General features: G+C 46.3%; 18 protein-coding genes. All 18 read right to left on the bottom strand.

What is annotated here, in order from left to right:
- Positions 1-10: 10 nt before the first annotated feature.
- Entirely contained in the window at positions 11-1,714 is a 1,704-nt protein-coding gene (gene ureC / locus L0992_03145; GenBank protein XGB67712.1) for an urease subunit alpha, read from the bottom strand.
- 40 nt (positions 1,715-1,754) lie between these two features.
- Positions 1,755-2,090, bottom strand: a complete 336-nt coding sequence (locus L0992_03140; protein ID XGB67711.1) for an urease subunit beta — start codon at positions 2,088-2,090, stop codon at positions 1,755-1,757.
- Between the two features lie 11 nt (positions 2,091-2,101).
- On the bottom strand, positions 2,102-2,404 hold the full coding sequence (gene ureA / locus L0992_03135; protein ID XGB67710.1) for an urease subunit gamma: 303 nt from the start codon (positions 2,402-2,404) through the stop codon (positions 2,102-2,104).
- Between the two features lie 133 nt (positions 2,405-2,537).
- A complete protein-coding gene (locus tag L0992_03130; GenBank protein ID XGB67709.1) occupies positions 2,538-3,485 on the bottom strand; it encodes an urease accessory protein UreD in 948 nt (315 codons plus the stop codon).
- Positions 3,482-4,177, bottom strand: a complete 696-nt coding sequence (urtE, locus tag L0992_03125; protein ID XGB67708.1) for an urea ABC transporter ATP-binding subunit UrtE — start codon at positions 4,175-4,177, stop codon at positions 3,482-3,484. The genes L0992_03130 and urtE overlap by 4 nt, the downstream gene beginning before the upstream one ends.
- A 1-nt stretch (position 4,178) precedes the next feature.
- The gene (gene urtD / locus L0992_03120) at positions 4,179-5,021 is read right to left on the bottom strand and encodes an urea ABC transporter ATP-binding protein UrtD (GenBank protein ID XGB67707.1); all 843 of its coding nucleotides are present in this window, start codon (positions 5,019-5,021) and stop codon (positions 4,179-4,181) included.
- Entirely contained in the window at positions 5,018-6,190 is a 1,173-nt protein-coding gene (gene urtC, locus L0992_03115) for an urea ABC transporter permease subunit UrtC (protein ID XGB67706.1), read from the bottom strand. The genes urtD and urtC overlap by 4 nt, the downstream gene beginning before the upstream one ends.
- Positions 6,191-6,200: 10 nt before the next feature.
- Complete coding sequence (gene urtB / locus L0992_03110) at positions 6,201-7,829, bottom strand: urea ABC transporter permease subunit UrtB (GenBank protein ID XGB67705.1); 1,629 nt, start codon at positions 7,827-7,829, stop codon at positions 6,201-6,203.
- A 160-nt stretch (positions 7,830-7,989) separates the two neighbouring features.
- On the bottom strand, positions 7,990-9,276 hold the full coding sequence (gene urtA / locus L0992_03105) for an urea ABC transporter substrate-binding protein (protein XGB67704.1): 1,287 nt from the start codon (positions 9,274-9,276) through the stop codon (positions 7,990-7,992).
- Between the two features lie 295 nt (positions 9,277-9,571).
- The gene (locus L0992_03100; GenBank protein ID XGB67703.1) at positions 9,572-9,799 is read right to left on the bottom strand and encodes a zinc ribbon domain-containing protein; all 228 of its coding nucleotides are present in this window, start codon (positions 9,797-9,799) and stop codon (positions 9,572-9,574) included.
- Between the two features lie 36 nt (positions 9,800-9,835).
- Entirely contained in the window at positions 9,836-10,837 is a 1,002-nt protein-coding gene (locus tag L0992_03095; GenBank protein ID XGB67702.1) for a sensor domain-containing diguanylate cyclase, read from the bottom strand.
- Between the two features lie 289 nt (positions 10,838-11,126).
- Positions 11,127-12,029, bottom strand: coding sequence for an alanyl-tRNA editing protein (locus L0992_03090; protein XGB67701.1), 903 nt, complete (start codon positions 12,027-12,029; stop codon positions 11,127-11,129).
- A gap of 133 nt (positions 12,030-12,162) precedes the next feature.
- A complete protein-coding gene (gene der / locus L0992_03085) occupies positions 12,163-13,644 on the bottom strand; it encodes a ribosome biogenesis GTPase Der (protein XGB67700.1) in 1,482 nt (493 codons plus the stop codon).
- A 158-nt stretch (positions 13,645-13,802) separates the two neighbouring features.
- A complete protein-coding gene (gene bamB / locus L0992_03080; GenBank protein ID XGB67699.1) occupies positions 13,803-14,963 on the bottom strand; it encodes an outer membrane protein assembly factor BamB in 1,161 nt (386 codons plus the stop codon).
- A gap of 10 nt (positions 14,964-14,973) precedes the next feature.
- Complete coding sequence (locus L0992_03075) at positions 14,974-15,588, bottom strand: YfgM family protein (GenBank protein XGB67698.1); 615 nt, start codon at positions 15,586-15,588, stop codon at positions 14,974-14,976.
- 80 nt (positions 15,589-15,668) lie between these two features.
- Entirely contained in the window at positions 15,669-16,937 is a 1,269-nt protein-coding gene (hisS, locus tag L0992_03070; protein ID XGB67697.1) for a histidine--tRNA ligase, read from the bottom strand.
- Positions 16,938-17,007: 70 nt separating this feature from the next.
- Positions 17,008-18,129 (bottom strand): flavodoxin-dependent (E)-4-hydroxy-3-methylbut-2-enyl-diphosphate synthase, encoded by a 1,122-nt coding sequence (ispG, locus tag L0992_03065; GenBank protein XGB67696.1) that lies wholly within the window; start codon positions 18,127-18,129, stop codon positions 17,008-17,010.
- A gap of 7 nt (positions 18,130-18,136) precedes the next feature.
- Entirely contained in the window at positions 18,137-19,078 is a 942-nt protein-coding gene (gene rodZ, locus L0992_03060) for a cytoskeleton protein RodZ (protein ID XGB67695.1), read from the bottom strand.
- Positions 19,079-19,454: the final 376 nt, after the last annotated feature.

Below are 19,454 nucleotides of genomic sequence, written 5' to 3'. Positions count from 1 at the left end.
CAGCTCGCAGCTAAAACAAAAAGTATCGCTGAGCCATTGGCAGTTCTTCAGCAGGCTCACACGTCAGCAGTTCACCATCAGCGCGCACTTGATATGTCTGAGAATCGACCTCAATCTTCGGCATCCAATCGTTAAGCTTCATGTCTGCCTTGCTGATGTTTCGGCAGTTGCTGACAACGCCAATCAAACTCTGCAAACCCAACTGCTTATCGATGTTTTGTTCCTTGGCTTCTTTAGAAACGAACAGCATTGATGTGTTCTGACATGCCTTGCCATAGCTACCAAACATAGAGCGATAGTGAACTGGCTGAGGTGTTGGTATTGAAGCGTTTGGGTCACCCATCGGCGCCATGGCGATCATGCCGCCTTTCAAAATCACACTCGGTTTCACACCAAAGAAGGCTGGTTTCCACAACACTAAATCCGCCAGCTTTCCAGCTTCGATAGAGCCGATTTCATGTGCCATGCCGTGCGTGATCGCAGGGTTAATAGTGTACTTAGCGACATAACGTCTTAGGCGGAAGTTATCACTGTAGTCGGAATCTTCTTTTAGGCTGCCACGCTGCACTTTCATCTTGTGTGCGGTTTGCCAAGTACGTGTTACGACCTCGCCTACGCGACCCATTGCTTGTGAATCCGAAGCGATCATCGAGAATGCGCCTAAGTCATGAAGAATGTCTTCTGCAGCGATGGTTTCACGGCGAATACGTGATTCAGCGAACGCGACATCTTCAGCGATCGAAGGTGATAAATGGTGACACACCATCAACATATCCAAGTGCTCATCGACCGTATTGACGGTGTAAGGTCGTGTCGGGTTGGTTGAGGAAGGCAGAACATTCGGCTCACCTGCAGCGCGAATAATATCGGGAGCATGGCCGCCACCCGCACCTTCCGTGTGGTAGGTATGAATCACGCGATCACCGATAGCGCCAAGGGTCGATTCAACAAAACCCGATTCATTTAGCGTATCGGTGTGAATCGCAACTTGTACGTCCATCTCATCGGCAACACTCAAGCAAGTATCAATTGACGCGGGGGTTGTTCCCCAGTCTTCATGCAACTTCAAACCCACTGCGCCCGCTGCCACTTGTTCACGCAATGCTTCAGGTTGGCTTGCATTGCCCTTACCAAGCAAACCAAAGTTCATTGGGAATTGGTCGAGCGACTCCAACATACGGTGCATGTTCCACGGACCCGGTGTACATGTGGTTGCGTTGGTACCGGTATTTGGTCCTGTACCACCGCCTATCATGGTCGTAACACCCGACGCCAATGCTTCTTCAATCTGTTGCGGACAGATGAAGTGAATATGTGAATCGATGCCACCCGCAGTGAGGATCGAACCTTCGCCGGCCAAAATTTCCGTACCCGGACCAATCACAATATCGACGCCCGGTTGAACATCTGGGTTGCCTGCTTTGCCTAATGTTTGAACTCGGCCAGCTTTGATTGCAACATCGGCTTTTACGATGCCCCAGTAGTCCAACACAATCGCGTTAGTGATCACCAAGTCAGGTGTTTCGGCACTTGGACGCTGGCTTTGCCCTTGCCCATCGCGAATCACTTTACCGCCGCCGAACTTCACTTCGTCACCGTATACGGTGTAATCCTTTTCAACTTCTAGCCATAAATCGGTGTCAGCAAGACGCACTCGGTCTCCGATTGTTGGCCCAAACATTTCGGCGTAAGCCTGTTTGGATATCTTCGCCATGATCAATCCTTTGTTATTTTCATTGTTTCCGTGAGAGCGCTTAGAGCTTGCCCATCACTTTCCCTTGGAAGCCGTAGATCTCTAACTTACCGGCGTAACGCACCAACTCGACGCTGCGAGACTGACCCGGTTCAAAACGAGTAGCGGTGCCTGCAGGGATGTTGAGTCGAAAGCCTTTAGTGGCTTCTCGGTCAAAGATCAGCGAAGGGTTTGCTTCATAGAAGTGGTAATGAGAGCCAATTTGCACGGGACGGTCGCCAATGTTTTGAACCTTAACGGACGTCGTATCTCGGCCTTCATTTAGAGTGATGTCACCGGGAGCGGTTTCTACTTTTCCGGGAACTAAGCCTGAATATTGTTTGGTGGAGCCAGCCATATTTCTTCTCCCTACACGATAGGTTCATGAACGGTCACCAACTTGGTGCCATCAGGAAAAGTAGCTTCGACTTGTACATCTGGGATCATGGAAGGGATCCCCTCCATAACGTCATCGACGGTAAGCAGTGTTCGTCCAAAATCCATCAATTCCGAAACGGTTTTTCCCTCACGGGCACCTTCAAGAATGGCACTGCTGATCAGCGCAATAGATTCTGGGTAGTTGAGTTTTAAACCTTTTTGCTTGCGCTGCTGTGCCAGCATTCCTGCGCAGAAGATAAGTAGCTTATCTTTTTCTCTTGGTGTTAATTCCATTTAGCCGCCCGCTGTTAGTGTTGTTTTCTTATTGCTCAGAAACGCATGAGCAGTAAGTGGGATTCAATCACAGCAAGCTTGAAAAAATGTACCGAGGGCCGGAAGTCGCCCTCGGTACAAATAGGGCTAATCGCTAAGTCGCCCAAATCCTTGGTAAATCAGGAGTCGTACCACATAAATGAGAGCGAGTTGCTTGCCATATCTGACCAAAGGCCTGGAGGATGTCTTCACTCCAATAACCCAAGGCTCGCACCACAATCAATCCTTCTATCTGTGTCGCACCCAATATTAATGTGGGTTCACTCGACGTTTTTGGTGTAACTGATTGCTGTGAAGCTTGCTGTGTAATAGATAAGAGCAAGCTCTGTACCAACTCTAAATCTTGCTTCTCATTTGAGGTGATATAAAAGGTACCCATCATTGAAAAATCAAGTAACCCCATATTTATCATCAACTTATCGCCACCATGAAAATTAAAACCTTCAGTCAGAAGCCTTTGATTATCAAGATAGATTTCCGTTTTCCCAACAAGGTGACCACGCTCAAATCCCTCATTCTGTGCAGGTCGTCCAAAACAGTGCATCTCCCAACCCCAAAACTGTGCACCCTTTTCTAGGCGAATTTCAGTGTCTAAACGAACGTGTGCATTGGGGAAAAAGATGTTCTCTTGTGGCATCCATTCCAAGCGCGCACCTTTCTTCACTCGAAGGGTCTGCTTCTGCTTGGCGTATTTGTTGTTAGAACGATAGAACTTGGTCGCACCGGGTGTGGTGATCAGCGTATGAGCACCGCTTTCTACGGTTGCCTCAATATTGAGAGTGTCACCACCCACCACTCCGCCGGGGGGATGGAGTAAGTAGGTGTGACACGTTTCCCCATCAGGATACAGGGGGCGTTGCACCGCAAGCGGACCAGACTGCTGACGATTCTTTAATACCGTTTTATCACCGCGGTCGACAAAGGTGAGGTTTAAGCTCGCTTGCCAACCATCACGAATATCTTGTTCGATGGTGTCATTCAAAGATAAAGCTTCAACTAAAGAAGCGTTCCTTACTTCATTCGGAGAAAAGAGAGAATTCATACGGTTAAATACTCCTTAATCAAGGACTCATCGAGCCCTGTCATTTCACCTTCAGCCACCTGACGTCCACGGTCGAGAATACAAAAACGGTCACCGACCTTTCTAGCAAATGGCAGCTTCTGCTCAACCAATAGAACCGTGAGTCCCATTTTCTCGTTGAGCATGCGAATGATGTCGCCAATCTCTTGCACAATATTGGGTTGAATACCTTCCGTCGGCTCATCCAAGATCAATAGCTTTGGATTAACCACCAGCGCACGACCAATCGCCAGTTGTTGCTGCTGACCACCCGATAAGTCACCACCGCGGCGATGCAGCATCTCTTTCAAGACAGGGAAGATATCGAAGATGAACTCTGGGATCTTACGATCGCCCTTCTCACGAATCGGTAGGCCGACCTCTAGGTTTTCTTGAACGGTGAGCATCGGGAATATCTGACGACCTTGCGGTACATAACCGATCCCTTGACGAGAACGATCCTCGGCATCTGTTTTCAGTAGCGACTCGCCCGATAGAGAAATGTCACCACTTTCAACCTTAACTAACCCCATGATGCATTGCAGCAAGGTGGTTTTACCGACACCGTTGCGCCCCATTAACACCGTGCATTTGCCCTCTGGGATGTGCATATCTAAATCCCACAAGGTGTGGCTCTCACCGTAATATTGATTAACTGATTTAACCTCTAACATCCTATTCTCCGAGATAAACTTGTTTAACTTCAGGGTGAGCCTGCACTTGATCCATGGTGCCTTCTGCCAACACGTGACCTTGATGAAGCACAGTGACATGGCTAGCAATCGAACGAACGAAATCCATATCGTGTTCAACCACGACCACTGAGTGCTTACCCGCCAATGAGTTGAGTAATTCAGAGGTGCGATCCATCTCTTGGTGAGTCATACCTGCAACAGGTTCATCCACCAGCAACAGCTTAGGATTTTGCATCAGCAACATACCGATCTCTAACCACTGCTTTTGCCCGTGAGACAGGTTGCCCGCCAAGTTTGCCGCTTCGTCTTTAAGGTGAATAAGCTCTAGTACCGAAGTCAGTTTGTCTTTCTGCTCGCCAGACATCACGGCAGTGAAAGTGGCCCACACCGAGCGATCACCTGCCATGGCTAATTCAAGGTTCTGCCACACAGTTAAACATTCAATCACGGTCGGCTTTTGGAACTTACGCCCAACGCCTGCGTTAGCAATTTCAGCTTCATTCATCTTGAGTAGATTGATGTTCGAACCTAGCCACACTTCGCCAGTGTCTGGCTTAGTTTTCCCGGTGATGATGTCCATCATGGTCGTTTTACCTGCGCCATTAGGACCAATGATGCAGCGCAGCTCGCCCTCTTTGATATAAAGGTTGAGGTCGTTTATCGCTTGGAAACCATCGAAGCTTTTATTAACGCCTTCCACGTACAACAACACGTTGTGACGGGTATCGATGGCAGGATGAACATCGGGTTTAAGGTAATCAAAAACTTCGTCTCGACGAGTGAACGCCTGAACCGACTCTTTTACGCTGTTAAATGTGGTCATGCGATCGCCTCCTTGCCTTTGTGTTGATCATCCTTACCTTGTCCTTCGCCTTTTGAAGTCGATGCCTTACGCAGCTGTTGCCACTTTTCACTGACAAAGCCAATCACACCTTGTGGGAAGTACATAGTCGAGAGAACGAATAGACCACCGAGAGCGAATAACCACACCTCTGGGAATTCAACGGTAAACCAGCTCTTGGCGTAGTTGATGATCAGAGCACCAACGATGGCACCAAACAAAGTGGCGCGACCACCCAAGGCAACCCAAACCACAATCTCAATCGAGTTAAGCGGTGCAAACTCTCCAGGGTTGATGATGCCGACTTGGGGAACATATAAAGCACCCGCAATCCCCGCGATAACCGCAGACAAAACGAAGACCCATAACTTGATGCCATCGACGTCGTAACCCATAAAGCGAGTACGAGACTCAGTATCTCGAATCGCCAGCGCAACACGCCCCAATCGACTGGTCACTACCATACGACACGCGATGTAGCTGAGGATGAGCGAGATACCCGTCGCGACAAACAGACCAATCTTGACCGCATCACTCTGCAAACTCAGGCCGATGATGTCTTTAAAGTCCGTCAGCCCGTTGTTGCCGCCAAAGCCCATCTCGTTGCGGAAAAATGCCAGCATCAAGGCGTAAGTTAACGCTTGAGTCATGATCGAAAGATAAACACCAGACACGCGAGAACGGAAAGCCAAATAACCAAACAAATAAGCCAATGCGCCCGGTACCAACACCACCATCAGACAAGCAAACCAGAACTGATCAAAGCCCTGCCAGAACCACGGCAATGCTGACCAATCAAGGAACACCATAAAGTCAGGTAGGATTGGATCACCATAAACCCCACGGTCACCAATCTGACGCATCAGATACATGCCCATCGCATAACCACCAAGCGCAAAGAAAGCACCGTGGCCTAGGCTCAGTATTCCGAGGTAGCCCCACACCAGATCGAGTGCCAACGCCAACATTGCGTAGCTCAGATATTTGCCCATCAGTGAGATAGTGAAGGTCTCAACATGAAGCGGATGCCCACTTGGCAACATGGTGTTAGCCAGTGGAATAAGAATCACGGCTGCAAGAATGGCAAGGATGGTCAGTTGGCCACCTTTATCACCACGCATCGCCGAAAGTACAAATGATTTAGACTGCATGATGTTGTCCTTAACCTTCAGCTGCACGACCACGTTGCGGGAATAATCCGCGTGGGCGTTTTTGAATAAATAGAATGATGAAAACCAGTACTAGAATCTTGGCGAGTACTGCGCCAGCCCATGGCTCTAAGATCTTATTGAACAAACCAAGACTCAGACCTGCGACTAATGTTCCCCACAAGTTGCCGACTCCGCCGAACACCACCACCATGAAAGAATCAATGATGTACGCTTGCCCCATATTCGGGCCAACGTTAGTCAGTTGAGACAATGCGACACCTGCGACACCCGCAACGCCAGAGCCTAAGCCAAAGGTCATCGCATCAACACGTTCAGAACGAATGCCCATCGCACGCGCCATGCCACGGTTTTGAGAAACCGCACGAACCTGCAAACCTAGTGGCGTCTTTTTCAGAACCATCAACAAGCCCATAAACACCAAACCACAGAACAAGATGATATAAAGTCGGTTGTAGGTCAGAGACAACATTGGATTCAATTGAAGTGCACCAGACATCCATTCAGGTGTGCTCACTGAGCGGTTCAAAGGAGAGAAAATAGAGCGAACGGCTTGTTGCAAGATTAAGCTGATACCGAAGGTCGCAAGCAAGGTTTCCAGTGGACGACCATAAAGGTGACGAATTACGCTTCGCTCTATCGCGATGCCAACCAAACCAGACACAATAAATGCCGCCGGAATAGAGAGAATCAGCGCTAAACCGATGTGGTTCGGCATCAACAACTGCAATACGTAGGTGGTGTAAGCGCCAATCATGATCAGCTCGCCATGGGCCATGTTGATTACGCCCATCACACCAAAAGTGATCGCCAAGCCTATGCCTGCCAACACCAAGACAGAGCCTAAGCTCAAGCCAAAGAACACAGTCTCAACACCCGAGTAAAGTGCTTGGCTCTGTTGATAATCGTCCATCGCACGCTCTGCCGCTGCCAATATGTTTGGGTCTTGTTCGCTATTGAGCAATTGATTCAAGGTTTTGAGTACCACTGAATGTTTGAAGTCACCGACTCGGTCAATCGAAACCACACGCTCTTCAATCGTGGCGCTCTTATCAAGAGAGGTGAAAATAGCTAACGACAAGTCCATCAACTCAGCGACTTTGCCCTCTGATTCACTGGTTCTGAGTACAGCTAAACGATCGATAATGTCAGAATCTTTGGTACCGAGCAGATCCACAACCGCTTTATAACGCACATCTGGGTTACCGCTGTTCAGTCCAATCGAGGCAATTTCCCCACGCAAGATCCCGCGAAGCTTGTTGTTCACGCGAACTTTTTTGAACTGTCTAGCATTCTCGATACTGAGGCTTGATTCATCCCACACCGACTGAGCCGAGGTAGCCGTTTTAATGCTTTGAATCAGGTAGAGCTGTTTATATTGCTCACTCTGTTTGTCATTAAAGTAATAGAGATTTCCGTTTAACCAGCCATCCAAAATAGGTTTTGACACGTCTTCCTCTTGTGTCTCAATAACCCAATCGATAGCCAATTCTTTATCCGATGTTTTCTTACCAACTAGCGCCTTGGTAAAGCTAGCTTCATCCGTTATTCCAGCAAAAGCCAACTGAGCACTGACTGCCATAAGCAATAGCGCCTTAAATACGTTCAATACGTTTTTCATCCCTGCTTCCTTAATCCACCTAGCTAGATATTGTTATTTTTGCTTAGTGGACATGTGGAGAATTATTGTTAGTTGAAACGATGAGCCTTCCGCTTGCTTCACCTCTTAAACAGAGGCGTTCTTCCCAAACAAGAAGGCTCAATATTCCTAAATCAACGCTCTAGTTACCGCCAGAACACTTCTTGGTTTCGACGTTAAACGCACCACATGAGAATGGCTTAGACCAACTAGAGAACAGCTTCGCTGATTCAGGTAAGTAGCTCGACCAAGCATCACCCGCAACAAGGCCTGTGGTTTCCCAAACGATATCGAATTGACCATCGTCTTGGATTTCACCGATCAGGACAGGTTTAGTAATGTGATGGTTTGGCAGCATGGTAGAGTAGCCGCCAGAAAGGTTAGGAACAGACACGCCAATCAAGGCATCTTGTACAGATTCAGGATCGGTTGTGCCCGCGTTGGTTACCGCTTGCGCCCACATGTTGAAGCCAACATAGTGCGCTTCCATTGGATCGTTGGTGACACGTTTTTCACTCTTGATGAATGACTGCCACGTTTCAACGAACTCTTCATTGGCTTCGGTATCAACACTCATGAAGTAGTTCCAAGCCGCTAGGTGACCAACCAGTGGTTCAGTGTCCATACCTGACAGTTCTTCTTCACCAACAGAGAATGCAATTACCGGGATGTCTTCAGATGAGATACCTTGAGCGCCGAGCTCTTTGTAGAAAGGTACGTTCGCATCGCCGTTCACAGTAGAAACCACTGCGGTTTTCTTACCTGCTTCGCCGAACTTTTTGATGTCTGAAACAATAGACTGCCAATCAGAGTGACCAAATGGCGTGTAGTTGATCATGATGTCTTCTTCTGCGACACCTTTATCTTTTAGGTAGGCTTCAAGGATCTTGTTGGTCGTACGTGGGTAAACGTAATCCGTACCCGCGAGTACCCAACGTTCCACTTCAAGCTCTTCCATCAAGTAATCCACAGCAGGAATTGCTTGTTGGTTTGGCGCAGCGCCGGTGTAGAAAACGTTTTTCGAAGACTCTTCACCTTCATACTGAACTGGGTAGAAGAGGATGCTGTTGAGCTCTTCAAATACTGGCAGCATCGATTTACGCGATACCGATGTCCAACCACCGAAGACCACATCGACCTTCTCTTTTTCGATAAGCTCACGCGCTTTTTCTGCAAATAGCGGCCAGTTTGACGCAGGGTCAACAACCACTGGCTCTAGCTTTTTACCCAGCAAGCCGCCCTTTTTGTTCTGCTCGTCGATGAGCATTAGCACGGTATCTTTTAGCGTGGTTTCACTGATCGCCATGGTGCCGGACAGTGAATGTAAAACGCCGACCTTGATGGTTTCGTCAGCCGCAAGCACTGATGCAGAAGAAAATGAAAGTGTTGTACACAGTGCAGCTAGCGATAAATTGAACACCTTGTTCATGATAGTACTCCATAATTGTATTTTTGTTATTCAATTACAGAGTTACAAGAAGAGTGCCAAACTTAAAAATTAACCATTAAAATTATAAGTTATTGTATTAATGGAACTAAAAAACCATTCACACCAATAGCGTGCATAGCAATCATGTAACTATGTTTCATACTGGTGCAGCGACGATAAGAATGAACCAAGATGAGACATAACCGCACAATGGATACAAAAAAGGCCCAATACATAGGTATTAGGCCTCTATTAAATTGTATGGATTGCGATACTTAACCTTCTCGCTTTCAAGCTAGTCCGCAGCTTGGAACTCGAATTTTACTCTCGACTTAGATTTAAGCTCGTTACAGTCAGCATTACAAAAATAGTTGGCAGCACCACAAGCTTGAAGCTTCTCTAACTGGCAGCTGCACTCTGGGCAGAAACCAACTTTGGTAAAGTGAGCCTGACAACTTTCACAGTGATACTTACCATCCCAGCCTAACTCTGACTGGCACTTAGGGCAGATATTTTCACTCATTAGCATTTCCTAATTCACTACTATTTTTACAATCTACTACTGCTGAGACTTAGCTTGCTTGATTTGGTACATGTTCTTATCAGCTTGTGCGATCAAAGCTTCTAACGACTCAGGATCTTTTTCATAAGAAAGCCCTACACTGACTGCAAATTGAGTGTCGTTAATATAGAGAGCCTGTTCCAAGGTTCTTTCTAAGCTTCGATAAAAGTTAAGCACGCTTTCTTGATCGTCAAAGCAAGAGAACACCACAAACTCATCACCACCATAACGCCCTATCTTGGCACAGGCTGTGGTCGCCTCATCCAGTACTTTGACAACCGCTAAAAGCACGTCATCACCAAAGCTATGACCATAGGTGTCGTTGATTGATTTGAATTTATCGACATCAACAAACAAGCACGCCATCACTTTTTGTCCAAAACAGCGCTTGGTTAACACTTGTTCAGCTTCTCTTAATAAGGCTCTACGATTCAAACTGTGTGTCAGAGAGTCGCGGTTGGCAAAAAAGTTGAGTTGATTCTCCAACTCATACTTTTCTAGTGCGACTGAATACAGAGACGCTAATAGCTCTAGGATCTCTAGTTCAAACTCATGGGGTTCAGAAACATATTGGCTGTAAATCGCGAAAGTACCTAATACATGACCATGTGAAGAGATGATTGGCACTGACCAGCACGCATGAAGATTGGCTTGATTGGTTAAGGCTAAGAAAGGTGCCCAATTTGGGTGTGTATTAATATTGGAGATCATAACAGCCTTTTTAAGCGCCGCCGCCTCACCACAAGAACCAATCCCGGCACCAATGCCGACTCCTTCTATCTGTTGATTATAAAAATCAGGTAGATTCGGGGCATATTCAAGATGCAGAGTATTTGACTCGGAGTTGAGCAGTAAGATTGAAGCCATACGCTGACCAAAAAGCTGTTCAGTAAGCTGAATGATCTTATGGTTTAAGTCCTTGCGATCCATCCCAAGGGCAAGCTTCCGAAGCAAACTATTGACTGCTCGGTGGCCTTCTAATAAAAATTGTTGTTCCATTCACTAAAGCTTTCAATTGTGTAATTGGGTACAGCCTGTTCTTATGCAAGCTTGTTATTGGTTAATAATAACACACTAAGTTAGTACCACACACAACCGAAGATCATAGGTTGATCTTTCGCTTTATCTATTTTGATCAGCGATCTACCCCAAAAAGAATATTTATATCACCACATACCGAAAGCATAAGTTACATGTGCTGTATTTCAATTTTAAATAGTCATTTATATTAAAAGTGACATCTTAATATAGAATAAACAGCACAAGCCATTTCGATCTGTAACCTAAATCATCGAATTACATGCGTCAGCATTTCAATGTGTTGGTCATCTAACTGGGTTAATTTGACCGATAACGCATTAAGCTCTGAGGTGTTCTCGATGTGAGTACCACCACACGGAATCGACACAAACGTCTCAGCATCCAGCTGCCATTCCCAGTAACGAGAGTCAGTTAGAGCCTCACCTTCCAGTCTCATCGCGACAGGCGTTGGCTGTGCGAGCCAACCTGAAATCATCTGGTTAATGTCGGCTTCGATACCTTCAAGGTTTGCAAGCATGTCTGCAACGTTCAAGCCGCGCTTCTTCAGAGTTTTACCCAAACGATACTTATCAGTGCACAGCTCAGGAGTCACAAAGCTGGTCACTTGTGCGTAGCTATTAAAGTCGTAGCTGCCAAGCGGATCCTTTCTGTCGGCATCTTTGCGCCAGTAGCTCTCAGCCAATACTTTATTCAACGCTAAGAAAGCAATGTGGCCCGCACTGTGACCACGACTCAAGCTTGCTTGATACGCTTTATCTACCGACAACACCACTTCGTCGTTAACATTAATCATAGAAGCTGATGCGGGTAGCTGGTGGACAACCACAAACACCCAACCTTCCGTATCACGCTTAACAGGAATATCTGCTGCGATATGAAGCTTGCCAGTAGATTGTTCTATTGCACCAACAAGGCACTCTTCCACTGGATATTGAACGTCACCAACAGTCACAAAGCCTTGGTCTGCCGGGTGATCAGGCCAAATATGACTGACAGGGTGAAAAGGCGTCACATCAGTAATCAGGTAGGTTTTATTGCTGTCGCTTTCTACATACAACGCTTTCGCCGTCAGTTGCCACGCTTCATGACAGAATTGAGTAATAGTTGGTGTGACTGCTTCAGTTTGTGTAATCAAATCGCTAGTGGTCATATCGTTCTTCTTTTGGAATCTAGTCTGATTCGTTAAGCCACAGCGAAACAAAAATGTGCCGTTGTGGATTAACGTGAATTTTGCTTAAAAAAATACCCGAGACAGGCTCGGGTATCAAATCTATTGGAAAGGACTACTTACGGCCTTTAACCATGCTCATCATACGCTTACGTTTGCGCTCTTGAGAGATTGTCAGCTTGTTAGTCTTAGCTTCAAATGGGTTCTCGCTGTTCTGGAATTGAATGCGAATTGGTGTACCCATAATCTCTAGTGAACGACGGTAGTAGTTCATCAAGAATCGTTTGTATGAATCTGGCAAGTTGCGTACTTGGTTACCGTGGATAACGATAATCGGTGGGTTATAGCCACCAGCGTGCGCGTATTTCAGTTTCACACGACGGCCACGAACCATAGGCGGTTGGTGATCATCAGTTGCCATCTTCATAATACGAGTTAGAACAGAAGTACCAACACGAGTCGTCGCTGACTTGTAAGCTTCTTGAACAGACTCAAACAAGTGACCAACACCTGTACCGTGAAGTGCAGAGATAAAGTGAATACGTGCGAAATCAACGAAACCTAAACGACGGTCTAGCTCTTTCTTAACGCGTTCTTTAACGTCGTTATCTAGGCCATCCCACTTGTTTACCGCAATCACGATTGAACGACCTGCGTTCAATGCAAAACCTAACAAGCTTAGATCTTGATCAGAGATGTTTTCACGAGCATCGATAAGCAGCAATACAACGTTCGCATCTTCAATCGCTTTCAGTGTTTTAACTACTGAGAACTTCTCTACTGTTTCGTTGATGTTCTTACGACGACGAACACCCGCAGTATCGATTAGAACGTATTCACGCTCGTCACGCTGCATTGGGATGTAGATAGAGTCACGCGTCGTACCAGGCATATCGTAAACAACCACACGCTCTTCACCAAGAATACGGTTAGTTAGTGTTGATTTACCTACGTTAGGACGACCAATGATCGCTAGCTTGATTGGTTGATCTTGAAGACGCTTGAATTCTTCTTCAGCTTCTTCTTCTGTAAATTCAACCTGCTCTTCTTCTTCGTCTTCAAACTCAGTTAAATCGCTTACTTCGCCATTTTCCGCTTTTAGTGCTTCTGCGAACGGGTTTAGAGCAAGATCAATCAGCGCTGTTACACCACGACCGTGCGCAGCTGCGATTTGATACATGTCTTCTACGCCTAGTTGCCAGAAGTCAGCACTTGCAGCATCAGGGTCGATACCGTCAACCTTGTTTACTACTAGCATTGAAGGCTTTTCAAGCTGACGAAGGTGCTTAGCAATCGCTACGTCAGATGGTGTTAGACCAGCACGGCCATCTACCATAAATAGAACAACATCAGCTTCATCAATCGCCGCTAGCGACTGTTCAGCCATTTTAGTTTCAACACCTTCTTCAGTACCGTCGATACCGCCAGTGTCAATTACAATAAAGTCATGCTCGCTAAAATGAGCATGGCCGTATTTACGGTCACGCGTTAAGCCAGGGAAATCCGCAACCAATGCATCACGAGTTCGAGTCAATCGGTTAAATAACGTAGATTTACCTACGTTCGGACGCCCTACTAGAGCAACAACAGGTACCATAACAACCTCTACAATTTCTTCTCTAAATGTAGTTATAGGTAAGCACTTGTTCGCAAGTTTAAACTCTTACCTATAACCACACGGTTTATTAATTTTTAACAACAAAACGGCTCCTGGCTGTTACCAACCAGGAGCCGACTGTGAATTATATCACGCTTTTATTGGCTAATCGTCAGTTTCTTTACATCGCCATTGCGAGTCGTCACTAAGTAGCCTTCAGGTAATTCAATTGGTGCAACCGCAAAGCCGCTATCATCGACGAGCTGTTGAGCAACAAACTCACCCGATGAACGATCTAACCAGTGCAGATAACCTTCAGTGTCACCCACGACTACATAACCATTAATAATAGCAGGTGCTGTCAGTAAGCGGTTTTCTAGCAATGGAGTGCTCCAAAGTTCAGTACCGCTACGCGCATCAACCGCAACCACATGGTCTTTGTCGGTAACAACGAACAAACGACTACCGTCACTTGCTAAATCAATCGCAGACGAGTAGTTACGCTTCCAAACTGGCTTACCAGAACGAAGATCGATAGCGATAAGCTGACCATTGATACCTACGGTATACAGTGTGCCGCCAAGAACAACTGGTGATGCATCAACATCCACCAAGCGATCAATTTCCGTAGCACCTTTTGGCGTACCTACTGGCTGTTGCCAAATAAGCTGACCACGGTCCACGATAGCGGCTGCTAAACGACCATTTGCTGTGCCCCAGAATACACCACCAGAAACCGCAACAGGTGTGCTGTCGCCACGCAGTGTTAGACTCGGAACTTCAGTGCTGATTGTCCACTTCTGTTCGCCGCTTTCTTGGTCTAGTGCGATCATCATGCCGCGACTGGTGTGAATCAGTACCATGTTGCTTTCAGTCGCAGGGGATGCAAGCACCTCACCGTTCACTGATACACGCCACAATTCTTCACCTGTCGATTCGTCCATCGCGATCACTTCGCCATTTTCAGAACCAACAAACACCTTGCCGTAAGCTGCTGTTAAGCCGCCAGACAAACGAGCCAGTACTTCTTTCTCAAGATCTACTTTCCACAGCTCTTTACCTGTTTCAGGATCAAGTGCCTTAACGAGACCTTCACGGCTTGCAACAAACACTTTGTCGTAAGCCAATTCAGGCGTTAGTTTTGAAAAGTAGTGACCAACACCATCACCAACCGACGTAGACCATTCCTGTTTAGGAGTGAACTCGCTGTTTACTGTTGGTACTGGAGCCATGATTACGGTGTCTTCTTCACCTGCACAGCCAGCTAGTAGGCCAAGAGCAATCGCACATAACGCCGCTTTTGGAAACATCTTCTTCATTCAAAGCGCCTTATTTAGCTAGGTCGTCAAGTTTGATTTGAAGCGTTTGGCTAGCATCAACAGCTTGCTGTGCTTCTGTGTAAGCACTGTATGCTGCGTCAGTGTCGCCTTTACGAAGTGAAATATCACCGCGCAGTTCAGCAACACGGCCTTTCCAAGATTCGTCTGTCATTGCCGCAAGATCAGTCAATGCTGCGTCAAATTCACCTTGCTCAGCTTTGATACGTGCAACACGGTAAGTAAGTAGTGGCGCAAGTGCCGCGTCCTTAGTTGCCGATTTTGCCCACTCTAACTGTTCAAGTGCCGCCGCTAGATCGCCTGCTTGTACCTGTACTTTTGCTAGTTGCATAGCAGCAAGTACTGAGTACTCAGCGTCTTTGTTTGCGTCGATGAAAGCTTGAATATCAGATTGAGCATCAACGCCCTTAACATCAAGAGCTGAAATTACAGATGTGTAGCTTTCTGAAGCTGCTTCACGCGCTTCAACTACTGAATCTTGGTAATAGCGCCAGCCAAATAGACCACCTAAACCAATAACCGCACCAAAGATTACGGCTTTACCGTTCTCTTTCCACCAATCTTTAATGGCTTCAACCTGTTGCTCTTCGCTATCGTAAAGTTCCACTTCCTGTCCTCTTTAAATTCTTTAAACGCCAGCATAGTGCTGACGTTAGTATTCATTATGAGCGTTTGCTCAAGGGCTAATTAGATTAGCGCAGCAACTTTCTCTGCAACTTCCGTTTGAGACACGGTTTCTTGCTCGCCGCCAACCAAATCTTTTAGCACTACTGTATTGTCAGCAACTTCGTTCTCACCAAGTACAAGCGCTACAACAGCACCTACTTTGTCAGCACGTTTGAATTGCTTCTTGAAGTTACCACCACCGAAGTGGTTCATTACACGCACGCCTTCAACGGTGTCGCGTAATTGATTCGCTAACTGCATGCCCGCGATCATAGTACCTTCGCCAGCAGCAACTACGTAAACATCAACGCTACGGCGAACTTCTGTTAGCTCTAGCGTTTCCATCATCAGAACCAGACGCTCTAGACCCATTGCGAAACCAACCGCATTGGTCGCTTTGCCGCCTAGTTGCTCAACAAGACCATCGTAACGGCCACCGCCACATACTGTACCTTGTGCACCAAGGCTGTCAGTGATCCACTCAAATACAGTGCGGTTGTAGTAATCTAGGCCGCGTACTAGACGCTCATTAACTTGGTATTCGATACCAACAGCGTCAAGAAGTTCACACAAACCAGCAAAATGTTGCTTCGACTCTTCACCTAAATATTCAGATAGTCGAGGTGCGTCACCTAAGATAGCTTGAACGTCTGGGTTCTTAGTATCTAGTACACGAAGCGGGTTTGTGTGCATGCGACGTTTGCAGTCTTCATCTAGCACATCGATGTGTTGCTCAAGGAATGCCACTAACGCAGTGCGGTAGCTTACGCGATCTTCTTGAGAACCGATTGAGTTCAGCTCTAGGCGAACGTGCTTATCGATACCTAGCTCACGCCATAGACGTGCTGTCATCATGATAAGTTCTGCGTCTACGTCTGGACCGTCTAGACCAAACACTTCCACACCACATTGGTGGAATTGACGGTAACGACCTTTTTGAGGACGCTCGTGACGGAACATTGGACCCATGTACCATAGGCGCTGTTCATCACGGTTGATAAGGCTGTTTTGAATACATGAACGTACACAACCTGCTGTGCCTTCTGGACGTAGCGTTAGGCTATCGCCATTACGGTCATCAAAGGTGTACATTTCTTTAGAAACAACGTCAGTCTCTTCACCAACCGCACGGCTAAATAGGTTCGTTTCTTCAACGATAGGCATACGTACTTCGTTGTAACCGTAGGCGCTCACCACGTTTTTAACTGCGCTTTCTACTTTTTGCCACAGTGGTGATTGAGTTGGAAGGCAGTCGTTCATGCCTCGAATTGCTTGGATATTTTTAGCCACAGTATTTATTCCGTAATTTCTCACGACCAGGTGTTAGTGCGAATAGACAATCACACCCCATCGCGTTGTATTAATCTTCTAAGTTTTCTACATCAATGCGATTTGCTTTATCAAGCACTGACGCTTTTGCTCGGATCTTCGCTTCAAGCTTGTCGACAAGGTCATCGTTGTCAAAACGCTCTTTCTGACGCTTACCGTCTTCGTAGAAGGCACTCTTACGTGCACTACCCGCTAGACCTAAGTGAGACACTTCAGCTTCACCAGGGCCGTTAACCACACAACCGATGATTGATACATCCATTGGTGTAATCACGTCTTCTAGGCGCTCTTCAAGGGCATTAACGGTGTTAATAACATCGAACTCTTGACGAGAACAGCTCGGGCACGCAATGAAGTTGATGCCACGCGAGCGAATGCGCAAAGATTTAAGAATATCAAAGCCAACTTTGATCTCTTCAACAGGATCTGCAGCTAGCGAGATACGTAGCGTATCGCCGATACCTTCAGAAAGAAGCATACCTAAACCAACAGAAGACTTAACTGCACCAGCACGTGCACCACCAGCCTCGGTAATACCAAGGTGAAGCGGTTGATCAATCTGCTTAGCCAGCAAACGGTAAGAACCGACAGCTAGGAATACATCAGAAGCCTTAACGCTGACTTTAAATTGATCAAAGTTCAAACGGTCTAGGATGTCTACATGACGCATTGCAGATTCAACAAGTGCTTCTGCTGTAGGTTCTGTGTATTTCTCTTGGATCTCTTTTTCAAGAGAACCGCCGTTAACACCAATACGAATCGGAATATTCATATCGCGTGCACAATCAACAACTGAGCGGATACGGCTTTCGTTACCGATGTTACCTGGGTTGATACGCAGACAGTCAACGCCGTACTCCGCCACTTTAAGTGCAATACGGTAGTCGAAGTGAATGTCAGCAACCAAAGGAACAGAGACCTGCTGCTTAATTAGCTTAAAGGCTTCAGCGGCATCCATAGTCGGTACAGATACGCGAACGATATCAGCGCCAACTTTTTCCAAAGCTCGGATTTGAGCAACGGTCGCGGCTACATCAGTTGTTCTTGTGTTGGTCATGGATTGCACAGCAATTGGTGCACCATCACCGATCGGCACATCACCCACATAAATACGGGTTGATTTGCGACGAATAATAGGAGATTCGTGTTGCATATTAACTCTAAGGTAAGGTTATTCTGGCTACTTTGCCTGAAGTATACCCAGAAAGGTCGACAGGTTCACTTGCAAATGTCATTGATACGCCCTCTGGCGCACCTAGAATCACTTTATATGGCGCAGTTCCTGATAGATTTAATGACTGGCCTGCTTTTTTTATGCCAGTCGATAGGGTTTTACCCGTTGCATCTTTTACTTGGATCCAGCAATCAGCAGAGAACTGCATCACTAACTCGTTCGCAACAGCTTCAGGAACAGCGCTTGCTTCAACCACTTCTGGTTCAGCAGCAACTACAGCTGCGGTTTCTGTCGCTGATTGTGCGTCAGTCTCATCAGCTTGCTTTAAAGTATCTGCTGCGTCACTGATTGCAGTAAGGCCTTCAGTGTCTTCAATAACCGAAGCAGTAGCGTCGTTTTGTTCCGCTTCAATCACTTCTAAAGAAGCGAATTCAGGATCAAGTGACTCTTCTACTGCGAGTTCTTCTGAGCTTTCAGTATTCACTAGAGATTGAGAAAGGGTGTCTTGTTGTTGGTTCTGCCACCACCAAAGTGAAGAGATACCAGCAATCACAGCAAAAATGCTCCAAGTAAGGATCATAATGCGGCTGTTGTGCTTCTCGGTTTTTGTTTTACGAGAGAAGCTCAGCATTTCTTGTTCTTGATGTTGAGCATCACCAGCATGGTGAAGCGCGTTCAGTACCACTTTTTCATCAAGATTGACGTATTTCGCGTATGAACGAATGTAACCACGCATGAACGTTGCGACTTGGTCTGATTCGAATTTGTTTTCTTCAATTTGCTGGATCAACGTAATACGAAGTTTCAGGCGATCTGAAATCTGCTTTTGCGTTAAACCAAGAGATTCGCGCTTGTTCTTAAGCAGCGTTCCCGCTTCTAAAGCAGGAGCAATCGTTTCTTGCGTTTGTGTTTCGTGTTCTGTGTTCATAGAGAGTGAACTTCTAAAGTATTATCGCAGGTTGACGAGAGCGGTTTTTATTGTCGTTTAAGCTCAATCTAACAACCCACTTTATGTGGAATTTTTCCTGTTACCTAAATCATCAACCCTTAAAGACGAACGTCACGCATATTGTTATGGATGACCTTCTCAGGAAGCTAGTTTATCAAGTAGCCAACCTAAATAGACATATTGATGATCAGTAGCAAGCGAGCACTTAAATTAATTTAAGATTAGTTAATCATAAGCTAATGCCATTACAAGGCAAAAACACTTTAAACAAAATTTACCGTCAGCTCATGGTTTTGTCCAAAATTTGACGAAAAATGTAAGAAAGCGTGGGCAAGAAGTCCAAAAATAGAAAAAC

The sequence above is a fragment of the Vibrio pomeroyi genome (assembly GCA_041879425.1).
Lineage (GTDB): Bacteria > Pseudomonadota > Gammaproteobacteria > Enterobacterales > Vibrionaceae > Vibrio > Vibrio pomeroyi_A.
Note: the sequence above shows the minus strand (reverse complement) of the source record. Positions and strands in the feature narration are given on the sequence as shown.

What these genes read in the sequence shown, in the direction of transcription:
- ureC (XGB67712.1), bottom strand. Translation starts at nt 1,714, where the DNA reads ATGGCGAAGATATCCAAACAGGCTTACGCCGAAATGTTTGGGCCAACA.
- L0992_03140 (XGB67711.1), bottom strand. Translation starts at nt 2,090, where the DNA reads ATGGCTGGCTCCACCAAACAATATTCAGGCTTAGTTCCCGGAAAAGTA.
- ureA (XGB67710.1), bottom strand. Translation starts at nt 2,404, where the DNA reads ATGGAATTAACACCAAGAGAAAAAGATAAGCTACTTATCTTCTGCGCA.
- L0992_03130 (XGB67709.1), bottom strand. Translation starts at nt 3,485, where the DNA reads ATGAATTCTCTCTTTTCTCCGAATGAAGTAAGGAACGCTTCTTTAGTT.
- urtE (XGB67708.1), bottom strand. Translation starts at nt 4,177, where the DNA reads ATGTTAGAGGTTAAATCAGTTAATCAATATTACGGTGAGAGCCACACC.
- urtD (XGB67707.1), bottom strand. Translation starts at nt 5,021, where the DNA reads ATGACCACATTTAACAGCGTAAAAGAGTCGGTTCAGGCGTTCACTCGT.
- urtC (XGB67706.1), bottom strand. Translation starts at nt 6,190, where the DNA reads ATGCAGTCTAAATCATTTGTACTTTCGGCGATGCGTGGTGATAAAGGT.
- urtB (XGB67705.1), bottom strand. Translation starts at nt 7,829, where the DNA reads ATGAAAAACGTATTGAACGTATTTAAGGCGCTATTGCTTATGGCAGTC.
- urtA (XGB67704.1), bottom strand. Translation starts at nt 9,276, where the DNA reads ATGAACAAGGTGTTCAATTTATCGCTAGCTGCACTGTGTACAACACTT.
- L0992_03100 (XGB67703.1), bottom strand. Translation starts at nt 9,799, where the DNA reads ATGAGTGAAAATATCTGCCCTAAGTGCCAGTCAGAGTTAGGCTGGGAT.
- L0992_03095 (XGB67702.1), bottom strand. Translation starts at nt 10,837, where the DNA reads ATGGAACAACAATTTTTATTAGAAGGCCACCGAGCAGTCAATAGTTTG.
- L0992_03090 (XGB67701.1), bottom strand. Translation starts at nt 12,029, where the DNA reads ATGACCACTAGCGATTTGATTACACAAACTGAAGCAGTCACACCAACT.
- der (XGB67700.1), bottom strand. Translation starts at nt 13,644, where the DNA reads ATGGTACCTGTTGTTGCTCTAGTAGGGCGTCCGAACGTAGGTAAATCT.
- bamB (XGB67699.1), bottom strand. Translation starts at nt 14,963, where the DNA reads ATGAAGAAGATGTTTCCAAAAGCGGCGTTATGTGCGATTGCTCTTGGC.
- ispG (XGB67696.1), bottom strand. Translation starts at nt 18,129, where the DNA reads ATGCAACACGAATCTCCTATTATTCGTCGCAAATCAACCCGTATTTAT.
- rodZ (XGB67695.1), bottom strand. Translation starts at nt 19,078, where the DNA reads ATGAACACAGAACACGAAACACAAACGCAAGAAACGATTGCTCCTGCT.